The sequence below is a fragment of the Pseudomonas sp. GW823-FHT01D03 genome (genome assembly GCF_058798255.1).
On sequence record NZ_JBXAKK010000001.1, the window covers coordinates 5,128,052 to 5,142,208 of the forward strand.

At 57.5% G+C, this 14,157-nt stretch carries 11 protein-coding genes and 1 rRNA gene; 2 read left to right on the forward strand and 10 right to left on the reverse strand.

The genetic code is table 11. The features are described 5' to 3' along the window. Positions 1-42: 42 nt before the first annotated feature. The 7 genes from AC1RBR_RS22665 to AC1RBR_RS22695 all read right to left on the reverse strand — a co-directional run bounded on the left by AC1RBR_RS22665 (position 43) and on the right by AC1RBR_RS22695 (position 8,052). Positions 43-1,579: ribosomal RNA gene (locus AC1RBR_RS22665) — 16S ribosomal RNA — on the reverse strand. Between the two features lie 496 nt (positions 1,580-2,075). Beyond that, positions 2,076-2,687, reverse strand: coding sequence for a protein-methionine-sulfoxide reductase heme-binding subunit MsrQ (gene msrQ / locus AC1RBR_RS22670; protein WP_253150563.1), 612 nt, complete (start codon positions 2,685-2,687; stop codon positions 2,076-2,078). Beyond that, positions 2,687-3,700: a protein-methionine-sulfoxide reductase catalytic subunit MsrP gene (msrP, locus tag AC1RBR_RS22675; RefSeq protein WP_492566680.1), complete on the reverse strand. Its 1,014-nt coding sequence runs from the start codon at positions 3,698-3,700 to the stop codon at positions 2,687-2,689. Before msrP ends, msrQ begins: the two co-directional genes overlap by 1 nt. A gap of 63 nt (positions 3,701-3,763) precedes the next feature. After that, positions 3,764-4,621, reverse strand: coding sequence for a CDP-diacylglycerol--serine O-phosphatidyltransferase (gene pssA / locus AC1RBR_RS22680; RefSeq protein ID WP_095140089.1), 858 nt, complete (start codon positions 4,619-4,621; stop codon positions 3,764-3,766). 147 nt (positions 4,622-4,768) lie between these two features. Then, positions 4,769-5,785, reverse strand: coding sequence for a ketol-acid reductoisomerase (gene ilvC, locus AC1RBR_RS22685; RefSeq protein WP_007959661.1), 1,017 nt, complete (start codon positions 5,783-5,785; stop codon positions 4,769-4,771). A gap of 48 nt (positions 5,786-5,833) precedes the next feature. Continuing rightward, positions 5,834-6,325: an acetolactate synthase small subunit gene (ilvN, locus tag AC1RBR_RS22690; protein WP_003205610.1), complete on the reverse strand. Its 492-nt coding sequence runs from the start codon at positions 6,323-6,325 to the stop codon at positions 5,834-5,836. A gap of 2 nt (positions 6,326-6,327) precedes the next feature. Beyond that, positions 6,328-8,052 carry an acetolactate synthase 3 large subunit gene (locus AC1RBR_RS22695; protein WP_041065497.1) on the reverse strand — a complete coding sequence of 575 codons (1,725 nt, stop codon included), beginning with the start codon at positions 8,050-8,052 and terminating at the stop codon, positions 6,328-6,330. Between the two features lie 399 nt (positions 8,053-8,451). Here AC1RBR_RS22695 and AC1RBR_RS22700 point away from each other — a divergent pair, with 399 nt between their 5' ends. Next, positions 8,452-8,868 carry a DUF4124 domain-containing protein gene (locus AC1RBR_RS22700; RefSeq protein ID WP_492566682.1) on the forward strand — a complete coding sequence of 139 codons (417 nt, stop codon included), beginning with the start codon at positions 8,452-8,454 and terminating at the stop codon, positions 8,866-8,868. A gap of 103 nt (positions 8,869-8,971) precedes the next feature. Here AC1RBR_RS22700 and AC1RBR_RS22705 read toward each other — a convergent pair whose 3' ends face one another. The 3 genes from AC1RBR_RS22705 to mrcB are packed head-to-tail and all read right to left on the reverse strand — an operon-like array spanning position 8,972 to position 12,403. Then, positions 8,972-9,307: a YqcC family protein gene (locus AC1RBR_RS22705; protein ID WP_007963922.1), complete on the reverse strand. Its 336-nt coding sequence runs from the start codon at positions 9,305-9,307 to the stop codon at positions 8,972-8,974. After that, positions 9,307-10,062, reverse strand: a complete 756-nt coding sequence (locus AC1RBR_RS22710; RefSeq protein ID WP_095140087.1) for a tetratricopeptide repeat protein — start codon at positions 10,060-10,062, stop codon at positions 9,307-9,309. Before AC1RBR_RS22710 ends, AC1RBR_RS22705 begins: the two co-directional genes overlap by 1 nt. Positions 10,063-10,078: 16 nt before the next feature. Continuing rightward, positions 10,079-12,403, reverse strand: coding sequence for a penicillin-binding protein 1B (mrcB, locus tag AC1RBR_RS22715; RefSeq protein ID WP_492566684.1), 2,325 nt, complete (start codon positions 12,401-12,403; stop codon positions 10,079-10,081). 116 nt (positions 12,404-12,519) lie between these two features. On the opposite strand from mrcB, the gene AC1RBR_RS22720 reads away from it, so the two are divergent. Beyond that, the gene (locus tag AC1RBR_RS22720) at positions 12,520-14,076 is read left to right on the forward strand and encodes a bifunctional aminoglycoside phosphotransferase/ATP-binding protein (protein WP_095140085.1); all 1,557 of its coding nucleotides are present in this window, start codon (positions 12,520-12,522) and stop codon (positions 14,074-14,076) included. The last annotated feature ends 81 nt before the right edge of the window (positions 14,077-14,157 follow it).

Consider the following 14,157-nt stretch of genomic DNA (forward strand, 5'->3'; position numbering starts at 1 on the left):
GCAATTCGTGTGGGAACTTATGGAGCAGCTGATGTCGTCGATTAAGGAGGTGATCCAGCCGCAGGTTCCCCTACGGCTACCTTGTTACGACTTCACCCCAGTCATGAATCACACCGTGGTAACCGTCCTCCCGAAGGTTAGACTAGCTACTTCTGGTGCAACCCACTCCCATGGTGTGACGGGCGGTGTGTACAAGGCCCGGGAACGTATTCACCGCGACATTCTGATTCGCGATTACTAGCGATTCCGACTTCACGCAGTCGAGTTGCAGACTGCGATCCGGACTACGATCGGTTTTGTGGGATTAGCTCCACCTCGCGGCTTGGCAACCCTCTGTACCGACCATTGTAGCACGTGTGTAGCCCAGGCCGTAAGGGCCATGATGACTTGACGTCATCCCCACCTTCCTCCGGTTTGTCACCGGCAGTCTCCTTAGAGTGCCCACCATTACGTGCTGGTAACTAAGGACAAGGGTTGCGCTCGTTACGGGACTTAACCCAACATCTCACGACACGAGCTGACGACAGCCATGCAGCACCTGTCTCAATGCTCCCGAAGGCACCAATCCATCTCTGGAAAGTTCATTGGATGTCAAGGCCTGGTAAGGTTCTTCGCGTTGCTTCGAATTAAACCACATGCTCCACCGCTTGTGCGGGCCCCCGTCAATTCATTTGAGTTTTAACCTTGCGGCCGTACTCCCCAGGCGGTCAACTTAATGCGTTAGCTGCGCCACTAAGAGCTCAAGGCTCCCAACGGCTAGTTGACATCGTTTACGGCGTGGACTACCAGGGTATCTAATCCTGTTTGCTCCCCACGCTTTCGCACCTCAGTGTCAGTATCAGTCCAGGTGGTCGCCTTCGCCACTGGTGTTCCTTCCTATATCTACGCATTTCACCGCTACACAGGAAATTCCACCACCCTCTACCATACTCTAGCTTGCCAGTTTTGGATGCAGTTCCCAGGTTGAGCCCGGGGATTTCACATCCAACTTAACAAACCACCTACGCGCGCTTTACGCCCAGTAATTCCGATTAACGCTTGCACCCTCTGTATTACCGCGGCTGCTGGCACAGAGTTAGCCGGTGCTTATTCTGTCGGTAACGTCAAAATTGCAGAGTATTAATCTACAACCCTTCCTCCCAACTTAAAGTGCTTTACAATCCGAAGACCTTCTTCACACACGCGGCATGGCTGGATCAGGCTTTCGCCCATTGTCCAATATTCCCCACTGCTGCCTCCCGTAGGAGTCTGGACCGTGTCTCAGTTCCAGTGTGACTGATCATCCTCTCAGACCAGTTACGGATCGTCGCCTTGGTGAGCCATTACCTCACCAACTAGCTAATCCGACCTAGGCTCATCTGATAGCGCAAGGCCCGAAGGTCCCCTGCTTTCTCCCGTAGGACGTATGCGGTATTAGCGTTCCTTTCGAAACGTTGTCCCCCACTACCAGGCAGATTCCTAGGCATTACTCACCCGTCCGCCGCTGAATCCAGGAGCAAGCTCCCTTCATCCGCTCGACTTGCATGTGTTAGGCCTGCCGCCAGCGTTCAATCTGAGCCATGATCAAACTCTTCAGTTCAAACATCTTTGGGTTTTTAAGAAACCCTAAACTTGGCTCAGCAATCGTTGGTTACATCTTTGATTTCTCGCGGAGTAACTTGTGATGCTGATAATCTTGTTGACTATCAGTCTGACTCCACAAGCACCCACACGAATTGCTTGATTCAGTTGTTAAAGAGCGGTTGGTTAAGATCTTTCGTCTCAACCGAGGCGCGCATTCTACAGCAGCCTCATTTGCTGTCAAGTGATTATTTTCAGAAGTTTTCGAAGAATTCTTCAACAACTTCAACCACTTGCGCTTCCGATCTCTCGTCAGCGGGAGGCGAATTCTACAGCGTTACACGCTGCTGTCAACACCTCTTTTTCAACTTCCTTTTGGCTTCGATGAACTGAAGCAACTCGCTGTCGAAACCTACATAACTCATTGAATCTCAAGGAGTTTTCCGTTTCGACTGCGCCGGAAGTGGGGCGAATTATAGACATCTGAAATCTGCCGTCAACCGATAATTTCAGATTTATTGCAAAACCTGCTTTTTAGCCAGCAACCGCGGGATTCGACGGGCAACCGCAGGTACACGTAGCAATAGGAGCATCGCGCCTATAAAGGCATAGATCGCCCACTCCCTGAGATCTGCCCGCACAATCCATAGCATATGCAGCAATCCGAGCCCCAAAATCACGTACACCAACCGATGCAGTTTCTTCCAGCGCACACCCAAGCGGCGCTGACTGTAGCGATTGGACGTAACCGCCAACGCCAACAGACCAAGAAAACCCAGCGTCCCCACAATAATGTACGGCCGCTTACGCAACTCCACGCCCAACTGTGACCAGTCGAAACCAAGGATGAACGCCATATAACTGAACAGATGCAGAACCACATAGGCAAAACACCAAAGTCCCAACTGACGGCGTACAGCAATCCAGCCCGCCCAACCCGTCAATTTCTGCAACGGCGTCATGCTCAAAGTGATCAACAGCAATACCAGCGTCCCCAGCCCCAATCGATCAACCAGGACTTTGCCAGGATCCGGCCCCAGCAGATCAGCGAACGCCTGATAAAACCAAAGCAATGGCCAGATCGCCGCTGCGATGAAAACACCTACACGCCAGAACGGATATCGCATCAGTAGTTCTTCCGCAGATCGAGCCCTGTATATAAAGAAGCGACTTCATCCGCGTAGCCGTTGAACATCTGCGTATCACGCACATTCGGCTTGAACAGACTGTTCGGCAGGCGCCGTTCCCGCGCCTGAGTCCAGCGCGGGTGATCAACCGCCGGATTCACGTTGGCATAAAAACCGTATTCATCTGCCGCGATGCTCTGCCAAGTCGTCTTGGGCTGCTCGCTGATCAGACTGATCCGCACAATGGACTTCACACTCTTGAAGCCATACTTCCACGGCACCACCAGACGCAGCGGCGCACCGTTCTGATTCGGCAACTCACGGCCATACATGCCAACCGCCAGAATCGCCAGGGGATTCATCGCCTCGTCCAGGCGCAAGCCTTCTACATAAGGCCAGTCGATCAGGGCAAAACCCGAGCGCTGACCTGGCATGCTCTTGGGATCCTGCAGGGTTTCGAAGCGAATGTATTTGGCATTGGAGGTCGGCTCGACCTGTTTGAGCAGCGCAGAAATCGGAAAACCAATCCACGGGATAACCATCGACCACGCCTCAACACAGCGAAGGCGATAAATACGCTCCTCCAACTGGTACGGTTTCATGAAGTCTTCCAGCGCGTAACGCCCTGGCTTACCCACCTCCCCATCGACGACAACGCTCCACGGCTCGGTTTTCAGCGAACCGGCATTGGCGGCCGGATCGCCCTTGTCGGTACCGAACTCGTAGAAGTTGTTGTAATGGGTTGCGTCTTTATAAGGCGTGATCGCCTCATCCTTGACGTTGACTGCGCCCCACTTGGTAGAAGGAAGCTTCTCGGCAAACCAGGCAGGCGCCTTGCCCGGTTCGACATCGGCATAACGCGCCGTATCCTCGGCACTGGCCCAACGCGGCAGACTGCTCACGGCGATACCGGCCGCGGTAGCTCCGAGCAATTGGCGACGGGACAGATAAATGGATTCAGGCGTGACATCCGACTCGTGGCAGTCGGACGCTTTGGGGACTTTGATCAACATGGCAACTCCGCAGCTTTGGAGGACTGATGCACCCATAGACTGCGGAGTATGCGGGAAATTACATCACTCGGCTTTTTTGTGCCGACGAAGATGCAACAGGTACTGCACCGGGCCAGAAGCGGCGTAGGCGAGGAACACCAGCAGCAGGATGCGCGGCGGATCGCTGAAGACCACGGCGAATACCAGCACCACCGCAAGGATCGCCACGAACGGCACGCGACCTTTCAGATCCAGCTCTTTAAAGCTGTTGTACTTGATATTACTGACCATCAGCATGCCGGCCGCCGCAACCATCAGTGCGACCAGGAACGACATCTTCGAACCTTGAATACCGTAATCGCTGAACGCCCAGACAATCCCCGCGACCACACCGGCAGCCGCCGGACTGGCCAGACCGATGAAGTAGCGCTTGTCAGCCGTACCCACCTGAGTATTGAAGCGCGCCAGACGCAACGCTGCGCCGGCCACATAGATGAAGGCAACCATCCAGCCGACCTTGCCCATGTCACCCAATGCCCAGCCAAAGGCCAGTAGCGCCGGTGCGACACCAAAAGCGACCATGTCCGAAAGCGAGTCATACTCGGCACCGAAGGCACTTTGCGTATTGGTCATGCGCGCTACGCGGCCATCAAGACCATCGAGCACCATGGCCACGAAAATCGCGATCGCGGCAAAGGCGAAATACTTGCTCGCATTCGCAGAGTCACCGGCGCTCAAGGCAGCCTGGGCACTCATCGAGTTGATGATGGAATAAAACCCTGCAAACAGGTTCGCAGTGGTGAACAGATTCGGCAGCAGATAGATACCACGATGCCGGACTTTACGACCTTCTGCGTCGTGCCCTTCCTCGATGTGCTCATCGATGGGCAGCAGGCTTTCGGCGTCAGAAGCCTGGTTCGGCTCTTCGGGACGTTCGCTCATGGACATTACCTTGCAACGGTTTGGAGAAAATTCGACAGAGGCTTGAGGACGACAGTTCGGCCACAAACGATGCAGCTTTATACCAGAACCACCGCCTCAAACGAAAAAACGCGGCCGAGGCCGCGTTTTTCGTACAAGGATGACGACTTAGTTTTTGGCTTTGTCGACGATCTTGTTGGCACCGATCCACGGCATCATGGAGCGCAGTTGCTCGCCGATGATTTCGATACCGTGAGCGGCATTGTTACGACGCTTGGCGGTCATCGAAGGGTAGCCGGTTGCGCCTTCGCTGATGAACATTTTGGCGTATTCGCCGTCCTGAATACGTTTCAGGGCGTTGCGCATGGCCTGACGGGATTCGGCGTTGATCACTTCCGGACCGGTCACGTACTCGCCGTATTCAGCATTGTTGGAGATCGAGTAGTTCATGTTGGCGATACCGCCTTCGTACATGAGGTCAACGATCAGCTTCAGTTCGTGCAGGCACTCGAAGTAGGCCATTTCCGGCGCGTAGCCAGCTTCAACCAGAGTTTCGAAACCGGCTTTCACCAGCTCAACGGTACCGCCACACAGAACGGCTTGTTCGCCGAACAGGTCGGTTTCGGTCTCGTCCTTGAAGGTGGTTTCGATGATGCCGGTACGACCGCCACCCACGCCAGCTGCGTAGGACAGCGCAACGTTTTTGGCGTTGCCCGAGGCGTCCTGGTAGATCGCGATCAGGTCAGGTATACCGCCGCCCTTCACGAACTCGGAACGTACGGTGTGGCCCGGAGCTTTCGGCGCGATCATGATCACGTCGAGGTCGGCACGCGGAACAACCTGGTTGTAGTGAATCGCGAAGCCGTGGGAGAAGGCCAGGGTGGCGCCTTTCTTGATGTTCGGCTCGATTTCGTTCTTGTACAGCTGGGACTGGAATTCGTCCGGGGTCAGGATCATGACCAGGTCGGCGCCAGCAACAGCGGCAGCCACGTCGGTCACTTTCAGGCCGTGAGCTTCGGCTTTGGCAACAGTGGCCGAACCTTTACGCAGACCGACGGTAACGTCGACACCGGAATCTTTCAGGTTGCACGCCTGGGCGTGGCCCTGGGAACCGTAACCGATGATGGCAACTTTCTTGCCCTGGATGATCGACAGGTCGCAGTCTTTATCGTAGAAAACTTTCATGAATTTCCCCTATATATCCAGGCCGTTCAGGCCATTCGCTAATTTGGTTTAGATGCTGAGTACTTTGTCGCCGCGGGCAATGCCGGTCACGCCGCTACGGACGGTTTCCAGAATCGATGCGGTGCCGATGGATTGAATGAAGCTGTCGAGCTTGTCGCTGGTACCGGTCAATTGAACGGTATACACGCTGGCGCTGACATCGACGATCTGTCCACGGTAAATATCGGTGGTGCGTTTGATCTCGGCGCGCTGGGCGCCAGTGGCCTTGACCTTGACCAGCATCAGCTCGCGCTCGATGTGAGCGCTTTCCGACAGGTCCACCAGCTTGACCACTTCGATCAGCTTGTTCAGGTTTTTGGTGATCTGCTCGATGATTTCATCGTGGCCGACAGTGGTCAGCGTCAGACGCGACAGCGTCGGGTCTTCGGTTGGCGCAACCGTCAGGCTTTCAATGTTGTAGTTGCGCTGCGAGAACAGGCCGACTACGCGAGACAAAGCGCCGGGTTCGTTTTCCAGAAGCAGGGAAATAATGTGCCGCATGATTAAGTACGCTCCGTCTTGCTCAGCCACATATCGCGCATGGAGCCGTCTTTGATCTGCATCGGATAGACGTGCTCGCTGGTATCGACCGAAATATCGATCACCACCAGACGATCTTTCATGGCGAACGCTTCTTCCATCTTCGACTTCAAATCTTTCGAATCGGTAATGCGCACGCCGACGTGACCGTAGGCTTCAGCCAGTTTGACGAAGTCAGGCAGCGACTCCATGTAAGAGTGCGAGTGACGGCTGCCGTAGCTCATGTCCTGCCACTGACGAACCATCCCCAGAACGCCGTTGTTCAGGATGACGATTTTCACCGGCAAGCCGTATTGCAGGCAGGTCGACAGTTCCTGAATGTTCATCTGGATGCTGCCTTCGCCAGTGACGCAGGCAACGTCGTCATCCGGGAAGCTCAACTTGATGCCCATGGCCGCCGGGAAACCGAAGCCCATGGTGCCCAGACCACCGGAGTTGATCCAGCGGTTAGGCTTGTTGAACTTGTAGTACTGCGCCGCGAACATCTGGTGCTGGCCCACGTCGGAAGTGATGAAGGCATCGCCCTTGGTCACTTCGCACAGGGTCTCGATCACGGTCTGCGGCTTGATCAGGCTGCCATCGCCCTTTTCATAAGGGAACAGGCCGCGATCACCGCGCCATTCATCTACCTGCTTCCACCAGCTGGCGACGGATTCCTTGTTCGGGGTCTCGCCGATTTCCTTGAGGATCGCGACCATTTCGGTCAGGACGCTCTCCACCGGGCCAACGATTGGCACGTCGGCCTTGATGGTCTTGGAGATCGAAGCCGGGTCGATGTCGATGTGGATGATCTTGGCGTTCGGGCAGAACTTCGCCGCGCCGTTGATCACCCGGTCATCGAAACGCGCGCCGACAGCGAGGATCACGTCGGCATGGTGCATCGCCAGGTTGGCGGTGTAGCTGCCGTGCATGCCGAGCATGCCGATGAACTGCCGGTCGGTACCCGGGAAGCCACCCAGGCCCATCAAGGTGTTGGTCACTGGCAGGTTGAGCATTTTCGCCAGTTCGGTCAGCGGTGCGGAACCGTTGCCGAGGATCACACCGCCACCGGAATAGAGCACAGGACGCTTGGCCGCCAGGAGCATTTCTGCCGCCTTGCGGATTTGCCCGGAGTGGCCGCGAACGGCCGGGCTGTAGGAACGCAGCTTGGCTTTTTTCGGGAAGACGTATTCGAACTTCTCGGCCGGGTTGGTCATGTCTTTCGGGATATCGACCACGACCGGGCCCGGACGACCGGATTGCGCCAGGTAGAACGCCTTCTTCATGACTTCCGGGATTTCCGAAGCGTGCTTGATCATGAAACTGTGCTTCACGATCGGCCGGGAGATACCGATCATGTCGGTTTCCTGGAACGCGTCGGTGCCGACCATGGTGCTTGGCACCTGACCGGAAATGATCACCATTGGAATCGAATCCATATAGGCGGTGGCGATACCGGTGATGGCGTTTGTGGCGCCAGGACCTGATGTCACCAGTACCACGCCGGCTTTACCGGTGGCACGGGCGTAGCCGTCAGCCATATGGGTAGCCGCTTGTTCGTGACGAACCAGGATGTGGGTCACTTCCGGTTCTTTGAACAGGGCATCGTAAACATGAAGGAGAGCACCACCCGGGTACCCGTAGATATATTTGACGCCTTCGTCACGCAAGAAGCGGACGAGCATCTCACCGCCAGATAAAAGCTCCACGTTGTTCACCTCTAAAACGCCAGAATACCGTCCACACAAAAGGGGCGGGTCTTAATAGGTTTACTTCTCGGCAGAGCATGAGCGACGGTGGTCGCCGACTACGTCAGCACTGACTGAGCAAGTATTGGGATCGTCCCAAGTGTTGCGGGCCTTTCCCACCCAGCGCGAGGTAACGCGTTGCGGGTGTAACAGGTCGACGCGGATATGCGCCTCATGATCTACCGAGTGGGTCTGCTTCTGGCAGTCCCTCTACAGCGGACTTTGGATTCTTCTGTTTCGCCCTCTCCAAGTCAAGCCGTCAATGTGCTTAATTGTGGGTAAGCACATGAGAACGCAAGAAAAAACCTGAAAACAGCTACTCTGTTAGCGTCAATTGCGCAATTTTGCCAAGGAATCAGCATGCGAACGCTTCTGTTAACTCTGCTGGTCGGCCTCAGCCCATGGTGCTCGGCCGCTCAGATCTACAAATGGGTCGATGCCCAAGGCGTCACGCACTTCGATGCGCAGCCACCGCAAGGGCTGCCGGCGGCGACTGTGCAGACGCCCTCCTCGCCCCCACCGAAACCTGCCGCCATGCCTGGCAGTGGTGCGCTGGGCGATCAGAAAGCCATCGACGACAAGGTGAAGAAACAGGTGGCGGAGCAGCAGGCGCAGCTCAAGGCATTTTGCGAACAGGCACGGACGAACCTGGCGCAATTGCAGAATAATCCGCGGTTGAGGGAGGAAGTGGAGGGACAATTACGGCGGCTGGATGATGCGCAGCGTCAGGAGCGCATTGTCGAAGCGCAGAAGCAGATTGCGCAGAACTGCGAATAGTCATCTGTAGGAGCTGCCGCAGGCTCGGGCCGCGATCGGACGATCTTTTGATCTTTGAAACCAAGATCAAAAGATCGCAGCCTGCGACAGCTCCTACAGAGGCTTAGCGCGAGGCGGTAATCAGCAGGTCGAACTCTTTGAGCAGCACCTGCAGCTGGCGGTCCTTGCCCTGCAGATTGCGCTGGGCGAAGACCATTTCAGCCATTTCCTGAATGCCCGAGGCATTGGGCAGCGGCAGATCCTGTTCGAGGATCATCTTCATTCGCGGCAGGAAGATCCATTGCAGCCATTGCTCAAAATCCAGCGTGTCGACCGAAAACGGTTCGACACTGCTCAGGGCTTCGGCCGATGGCTGGACCTCGTCCCACCAACCCTGCGTGCGCAGTTCGCGCTCGATCAACAGCAACTGATCGGCGATTTTCGGGAAACGGGAATCCATCACAGCGAAACCTTGGCCTTCTGACGAGCCAGCGCCGCACCGGCGGAGTCGCCCTGCTTCTCACGTGACTGCGCGATGATTTCCCACAGGCTGGCCTGCAAGTCCGGACGACCGTTGGCCATGGTCAGCGCCCGACGAGCGAACTGCTCGGCCTGCGGCGCATCGCCTTGAGCCATGCGTACTTGCGCCAGACGATAAAGCACTTGCGGCTCACGCGGGGCAACGCGTTGCGCGCGCTCGAGGCTGGAAGACGCACCGTTGAGGTCACCACCGGCCTGTTGCTGCTGTGCGGTGGTCAGCAAGGCGAGCACCGGACCGTCCAGTTGCTCGTCCGCCGACAGACCACCGCCACTGCTGGCCGAAGGAATCCCGCTTGGCGTCGAAGGCATGCTGTAACTGCCGGAGTTGATCGGCGCCGACTCGACCGGCGTCGGGTTGTACGGCCCTGCGGTGATACCGCCAGACGCCGGGCCCGGCACGATCGGCGAGGAGCTGATCGGCGCCGATGTCGTGGCGCCGCCACCCGGTACCATCACCACCACGCCGGTATCGCCTTGCGGGATGGCCTGAGATTGCGCCTGGCCCTGGACTGGGCGTGTGACTGTCGTCTTGCGAAAACCGCCGTTGGCCGACAGCCGTTCGCTATTGGACACGGCCGTGCCGGAATCCACCACTGGGATCGAACCACGCTGTACGGTAGAGCAGCCGCTGAGCAAAGCCACGGCGGTCACCGCTGGAATCAACCACTTGTTCACTTGAAACCCTCTTTGCTTAATTCATCCAGCCCTTGACCCAATCCATCACCGACTCCGGCGAGGCAGGCGTTTCGCTTGCACACGCGGCGCCGGGTGGCGGTTCGCTGCCGCGAATATACGGCATCTGTACCGCCCCCGGACAGTTGGCATCAGAGCCTTGCCCGGTACGCGAATCGACCCACGCCTGCACGATGTTGTCCGGCTGCGGCATGTCCAGCGGCAGCGGATCGGCCTTGCGCATGAAACTGGTCCAGACCTGCAACGCACCGGTCGCACCGGTAAACGGAGTCTTGCCGTTGTCGTCACGACCGAGCCAGACCACGGCCAGCAAATCCTGACTGAAACCGGCGAACCAGCTGTCACGCGAATCGTTACTGGTACCGGTTTTGCCGGCCAATGTCAGAGTCTTGGGCAGCACGTTATAAACCGAGCTGCCGGTACCTTCACGCATCACGCGCTGCATGGCGTTCTGGATCAGATAGATGGACGCCGGATCGAAACGCTGCTCGATCTGGAACGGATAACGCTTGAGTGGCTCGCCATCGGCGGTCAACACGCTGCGAATCCCGCGCATCGGTGTGTTGAAACCACCGTTGGCGAGGGTCTGGTACATGGTCGCGACTTCGATCGGGGTCATGCCACCGGCGCCCAGCAACATAGACGGGAATGCAGGGAACTCACGCGTCACACCCAGACGACCCAAGGTCTTGAGCACGTTAGGCACGCCGACTTCCAGACCCAGACGCGAGGTCGACAGGTTGTAGGAATGCGCCAGGCCTTGATAGAGGAACACGGTACCGTGGGAGCGGCGATCATAATTCTGCGGTTTCCACACCTGACCGTTCGCGCCTTTGACCGACAACGGATCGTCGGACAGCCAACTGGTCAGTGTGTACTGGCTCGGTTTCTCCAGCGCGGTCAGATAAACCGCCGGTTTGATCAACGAACCGATCGGCCGAACCGCGTCCAGTGCGCGGTTGAAACCGGCATAACTGGCCTGACGGCTGCCGATCATCGCTTGCACTTCACCGGTTTCCGGATTGGTCACGACCATCGCCGCTTCCACGTCATCAGAGCCTTTGCGCCCGGCCAGACGTTTAAAGGTGTCGTTGACCGAGGCTTCTGCTTTCATCTGCAGGATCGGGTCGAAACTGGTGAAGATCCGCAGGCCTTCTTCGGTCAAGTCTTCGTCGCGGTAGTCTTCGCGCAACTGGCGTTTGACCAGATCGATAAAGCCTGGGAACGAGCTGTCGGCAAGCTTGCCGCGCGTGGTCACGCCCAAGGGCATTTTCTTCGCCGCTTCAACCTGTTCGGCAGTCGCCACGCCTTGCTGCTCAAGCACGTCGAGCACCAGATTACGGCGTTCCAGCGCACGCTCCGGATTGCGCCGCGGGTTGTAGTAAGACGGGCCCTTGACCATGCCGACCAGCAACGCGACCTGATGCAGCTTCAGCTCGGACAATGGCTGACCGAAGAAGAACTGGCTGGCCAGACCGAAACCGTGCACCGCACGCTGACCGTCCTGCCCGACGAAGACTTCGTTGAGGTAGGCCTCAAGAATTTCCTTCTTGTCGTAGTGCAGCTCCAGCAGCATCGCCATCATCGCTTCGGTGAGCTTGCGGCTCAGGCTGCGCTCGTTGGTGAGGTAGAAGTTCTTGACCAATTGCTGGGTCAGCGTACTACCGCCCTGGGTCATCTTGCCGCCAGAGGTGTTGATCCAGATCGCCCGGGCAATCGACTTCGGCGACACGCCCCAGTGGCTGTAATAGTCGCGGTCTTCAACTGCTACCAGGGTTTCCAGCAGATACGGCGGCACCTGATCGAGCTTGATCAGGATGCGGTCTTCAAGATTTTTCGGGTAGATGCCGCCGATCATCAGCGGCTCAAGCCGCACCACGGACAATTTCCCGCCATTGAGCCCCGAAAGCTCGGCCACATAGTCGCCGGAGAAGCGCACGCGTACTGGCTGGGCTTTTTCCAGGCCTTCATAGAACTGGAAGCCGCGGGTATTCAGATCAACGGTATTGCCGTTGACGGCGGCAGCGCCGGGGCCATTGCTCACGGCTTCGCGGCGATAGCCCAAGGCATCGAGTTCAGTGAGGAAATCGTCCTTGCTGAGCTTTTGTCCGACGAACAGCTCAAGCGGACGCGCGTATACCTTGGCCGGGATGGTCCAGCGCTTGCCGGAGAACTTCTCCTGCACCACGGCATCGAGGTAAACGGCGAAGCCGGCCAGCACCACAAGGCCGACCAGGCTGAGTTTAATGGCCCAGCTCAACCACGGGCTAAGGCCCTTGGAGGCTGGTTTTTTCTTGGTACGGGGGGATCGAGTTCGAGTCATGGCGGCGGATTATACGCACTTTATTCATCCTCAACAGGAGCGCTCCGAGGTTTGCGTCGGGCTGGCGAGCGGCCATAATGGCGACCTCGAATTTCCCAGTCTCTGAAGGATCGCCCGTGAGCCAGTCCCTGATCGCTGCCCTGCAAAACCCGGCCCTCTACCCGCACCCTGTCGAAGGGTTCCAGGTCATCGAAACCCATATCTCGTGGGTGATCCTCACTGGCCCCTTTGCTTATAAAGTGAAGAAGCCGGTGAATTTCGGCTTCCTCGACTTCACCGGCTTGGAGTCGCGCGCACATTTCTGCGCTGAAGAACTGCGTCTGAACCAACGTCTGACCGATGATTTGTATCTGGACGTGTTGCCGGTGACCGGCAGCGTCGAGGCGCCGCAACTGGGTGGCGACGGCCCGGTGATCGAATACGTGCTGAAAATGCGTCAGTTCCCGCAGGCAGGTTTGCTCAGCACCCTGCAAGCCAACGGTGAGCTGACCACCCAACACATCGATGAGATGGCCGAGCAGATTGCCAAATTCCACCTCAGCGCACCGAAGGTTCCGGCCGAGCACGAAGCCGGCACCCCGGATGCGGTGATGGCCCCGGTCGCGCAAAACTTCGAACAGATTCTGCCGTTCCTCAGCGATAAAAACGATTTGCTGCAACTTGAAGCGCTGAAAGCCTGGGCCGAAAGCAGCTTCGAACGCCTCAAGCCCCTGTTCGCCCAACGCAAGGCCGAGGGTTTCACCCGCGAATGCCACGGCGACATCCACTTGGGCAACGCCACTGTCATCAACGGCAAAGTGGTGATCTTCGACTGCATCGAGTTCAACGAACCGTTCCGCTTCACTGACGTCTGGGCCGATACCGGTTTCCTGGCGATGGACCTGGAAGACCGCGGTCTGAAATCCCTCGCCCGCCGCTTCATCAGCCAGTACCTGGAGCTGACCGGCGACTATCAAGGCCTCGAAGTGCTGAACTTCTATAAAGCCTACCGCGCGCTGGTTCGTGCCAAAGTCGCGCTGTTCAGCATGCCGGCGGACGCCACCCCGGTGCAACGCGCCACTACCCTGCGCCAGTACCGCAACTACGCCAACCTCGCAGAAAGCTACAGCACCATTCCTTCGCGCTTCATGGCAATTACCCACGGCGTATCGGCGGTCGGCAAGAGCCACGTGGCCATGCGTCTGGTCGAAGCGCTGGGCGCGATTCGCCTGCGTTCCGACGTCGAGCGCAAGCGCCTGTTCGGCGAGCAAACCGTAGCCAACGATGTGCAGGCAGGGATTTACAGTGCTGATGCCAGCGCCGCGACCTATGCCCGTCTGCATGAAATCGCTGAAGTGATCCTGCACGCCGGTTTCCCGGTGGTGATCGACGCGACTTACCTCAAGCGCGAACAACGCGATAGCGCGGCAAAAATCGCTGAAGCCACCGGCACACCGTTCCTGATCCTCGACTGCAACGCGCCGCAAGCGGTAATCGAGAGCTGGCTGGCGATTCGTCAGGCCGACCAGAAAGATCCTTCCGACGCCACACTGGCCGTGATCGAGGCCCAGCAAGCCAGCCGCGAAGCCCTGACGCCAGAAGAAATCCTGCGCAGCAAACGCGTGCAAACCAATGAAAGCGGGACGCTCGACACCGTTGTGGCGCAGATCCGCCAGCGTCTGCCGGGCCTGTAAGAAACTATTTCGGCCGTGAAGCCCTCGCTTGCTTCACGGCCGTCAAATAGTGGCACTATACTGGCGTCATAAAACCAACAG